The 2660-nt window shown below is 68.9% G+C and carries 3 protein-coding genes; all 3 read left to right on the top strand.

Annotated features, from left to right (window positions below; translation table 11 throughout):
- Positions 1-115: 115 nt before the first annotated feature.
- Positions 116-1918 (top strand): DNA helicase RecQ, encoded by a 1803-nt coding sequence (recQ, locus tag QMZ25_RS19010; protein ID WP_053520157.1) that lies wholly within the window; start codon positions 116-118, stop codon positions 1916-1918.
- 151 nt (positions 1919-2069) lie between these two features.
- A complete protein-coding gene (locus QMZ25_RS19005; RefSeq protein ID WP_053520158.1) occupies positions 2070-2450 on the top strand; it encodes a CopL family metal-binding regulatory protein in 381 nt (126 codons plus the stop codon).
- A gap of 74 nt (positions 2451-2524) precedes the next feature.
- Positions 2525-2660: twin-arginine translocation signal domain-containing protein (locus tag QMZ25_RS19000; protein WP_283220132.1), on the top strand; the 136-nt coding region annotated here is incomplete at its 3' end.

Here is a 2660-nt window from a genome sequence, read left to right as displayed (position 1 = left end):
AGACCGCGGATCAGCCCAGAGCCGGCTGTTGCCTTTGACGTTGCACTGGCTTGCAGCAGGTGCAGGGCGCAGCCCTGCCGAACCCCTACCCCTCCCTCCGGGGTAAACTAGCGCGATGGCTTCCCGTCCCGCGCACGACCTGCTCAACCGCGTCTTTGGTTACGACGATTTCCGTGGTCCGCAGCAGGACATCGTGGAGCACGTGGCTGCCGGTCACGACGCCCTGGTGTTGATGCCCACCGGCGGTGGCAAGTCGCTGTGCTACCAGGTGCCCGCCCTGCTGCGTGACGGGTGCGGCATTGTCATCTCACCGCTGATCGCACTGATGCAGGACCAGGTCGAAGCCCTGCGCCAGCTGGGCGTGCGCGCCGAATACCTGAACTCGACGCTGGACGCGGACACTGCCGGCCGCGTCGAACGCGAACTGCTGGCCGGTGAGCTGGACATGCTCTATGTCGCACCCGAGCGCCTGCTGACGGGTCGCTTCCTGTCCCTGCTCTCGCGCAGCCGGATCGCCCTGTTCGCGATCGACGAGGCCCATTGCGTGTCGCAATGGGGCCATGACTTCCGCCCCGAGTACCGCCAGCTGACGGTGCTGCACGAGCGCTGGCCGCAGATTCCCCGGATTGCCCTGACAGCCACCGCCGATCCGCCGACCCAGCGCGAGATCGCCGAGCGCCTGGACCTGCAGGATGCCCGCCATTTCGTCAGCTCCTTCGACCGCCCCAACATCCGCTACACCGTGGTGCAGAAGGACAACGCACGCAAGCAGCTGACCGATTTCCTGCGCGGCCATCGCGGCGAGGCGGGCATCGTCTACTGCATGTCGCGGCGCAAGGTCGAGGAAACCGCCGAGTACCTGCGCGGACAGGGCTTCAACGCCCTGCCCTACCACGCCGGCCTGCCCGCCGACGTCCGCGCGGACAACCAGCGCCGCTTCCTGCGCGAGGACGGCATCGTCATGTGCGCCACCATCGCCTTCGGCATGGGCATCGACAAGCCGGACGTGCGCTTCGTTGCGCATACCGACCTGCCCAAGTCGATGGAAGGCTACTACCAGGAAACCGGCCGCGCCGGCCGCGATGGCGAAGCGGCCGAAGCATGGCTGTGCTACGGCCTGGGCGACGTCGTGCTGCTCAAGCAGATGATCGAGCAGTCCGAAGCCGGCGAGGAACGCAAGCAGCTGGAGCGGTCCAAGCTCGACCACCTGCTCGGCTATTGCGAATCCATGCAATGCCGCCGCCAGGTGCTGCTGGCCGGCTTCGGGGAGACCTATCCCCGCCCCTGCGGCAACTGCGACAACTGCCTGACCCCGCCAGCGGCATGGGACGCGACGGTTCCCGCGCAGAAGGCACTGAGCTGCGTCTACCGCAGCGGCCAGCGCTACGGCGTCGGCCACCTGATCGACATCCTGCGCGGCAGCGAGAACGAGAAGGTGCGCCAGCAAGGTCATGACCAGCTCAGCACCTACGCCATCGGCCGCGACCTGGATGCAAGGACCTGGCGCAGCGTGTTCCGCCAGCTGGTGGCCGCCAGCCTGCTCGAAGTGGACAGCGAAGGCCACGGCGGCCTGCGCCTGACCGATGCCAGCCGCGACGTACTGAAGGGCCGCCGCACGGTGAACATGCGCCGCGAGGCTGCGACCAGCGCCGGCCGCGAACGCAGCGCGCAGCGCACCGGCCTGTCGGTCCCCCCGCAGGATCTGGCACTGTTCAATGCCCTGCGCGGCCTGCGTGCCGAACTGGCCCGCGAGCAGAACGTGCCGGCCTTCGTGATCTTCCACGACAGTACCCTGCGCAACATCGCCGAACAGCGCCCCACCAGCCTGGACGAGCTGGCCCGGGTCGGCGGCATCGGTGGCACCAAGCTGAGCCGCTATGGTCCGCGCCTGGTGGAAATCGTGCGCGAAGAGGGGTAGCGCCGGGCCTCCTGTAGAGCCGAGCTCACGCTCGGCTGTTGCCGCAGAAGCAGCCGAGCGCGGGCTCGGCTCTACATTGGTGCCGCTCCAATCTTGAACCGGCCATTCAGCCGGAAGTGCATCCGGGCCCGCTTGCGGCTAGATTAGCGCCATGTCCCTGGCCTCGACCCTGCTCCGCGTCGTGCTCATGCTCAGCCTGTTGCTCAACGGGCTGAACGCGGCCATGGCCAGCGGTCATGAGGAGATGGGCCGCATGGCCCACGTGATGATGGCGACGATGGCGGGCGACGCCGACTGCCATCACCACGCCGCCATGTCCGCCGACGAGGCGCCGCAGGCCCAACCGGCGGCCCACGATGCGCATTGCCAGATCAAGGACTGCCTGCGCAGCTGTGCCCAGCATCCCCTGCTGGCGGTGCAGGCGCTGCCCTTCATGGCCGGTCCCGGCCTGTCGCTGACACCGCAGCCGATGCCGGCCAACGGCCGCCCGGCGCCGCCGTTGCCGCCACTTTCCCGCCCTCCCATCGCCTGATCCACACGCGTCGTGCGCCACGCGCACTCAAGCCGGCCCGCTGCCGGCGTCCTACCGTGTCTGGAGTCACCACCATGAATACCCGCATTCCCCCCGGCCCGGGCGCCCTGCCCATGCCGTCGCGCCGCCTGTTCGTTCAGGGTCTCGCCGCTGGCGGCGTGGTTGCCGGCATCGCCGCGGTCGGCGTGCCGCAGCGCGCGCTCGCTGCGG

This window comes from Stenotrophomonas sp. RS-48 (genome assembly GCF_030053245.1).
In the GTDB taxonomy this organism is placed as follows: domain Bacteria; phylum Pseudomonadota; class Gammaproteobacteria; order Xanthomonadales; family Xanthomonadaceae; genus Stenotrophomonas; species Stenotrophomonas maltophilia_P.
Note: the sequence above shows the minus strand (reverse complement) of the source record. Positions and strands in the feature narration are given on the sequence as shown.